Below are 550 nucleotides of genomic sequence, written 5' to 3'. Positions count from 1 at the left end.
CGACGAATCACTGCTCAACTGGCTCTCAAACCTCTGATCGTTATGTGGCCCGAATCAACCAAACCAGCCGGCCAGAACCGGTTCCGGCGGCCGGGCCACATAATCAGGCAGGGCACAGAAGACGGATTATGTTCCGCGGAACATAATCGGTCAGGACATAGGTTGGTACACCGTTAATGAGCCGAAAGGACCGGTCGAGGGCCGCGAAGACGCTCGGCATCGTTTTATCCCGTAAGGGAATCACGATCCGAAAGCGTGAGTACGCCAGCCACGCCACGAACAACACCGTCTTCCCGCCGTCAACGTCGGGGCCGTCTCCATAGTCCCACTGGAGCCACTATGTAGAACGCGCGGTTATGCAGAAACCAGGTGGTCCTGGCCGGGAAATGAGTTGCCGTCGTGCTGATCTGTTCTGGTCGGCTGTCTACATAATTACAGCCCTTCCAGGAATGCCAATAGGTCATCGGGTGGCCGGTACCGGCCGGGCGTGGTGCTCGGGGGCGCCGTTCGGTCGAGAGCGCGCTGCTTCAGGTCGAGATCGGCGTGCAGG

The 550-nt window shown here is 59.5% G+C and carries 1 pseudogene; it reads right to left on the bottom strand.

The window, feature by feature from the left end:
• Positions 1-145 precede the first annotated feature (145 nt).
• Positions 146-337 (bottom strand): annotated as a pseudogene (locus tag OS914_RS18045) (IS21 family transposase); the annotation flags it as partial.
• Positions 338-550 lie beyond the last annotated feature (213 nt).

It is taken from the genome of Arthrobacter endolithicus, from assembly GCF_026627425.1.
In the GTDB taxonomy this organism is placed as follows: Bacteria; Actinomycetota; Actinomycetes; order Actinomycetales; family Micrococcaceae; genus Arthrobacter_M.
The sequence above is the reverse complement of the archived record's forward strand: the minus strand, read 5'-3'. Positions and strand labels throughout refer to the sequence as shown.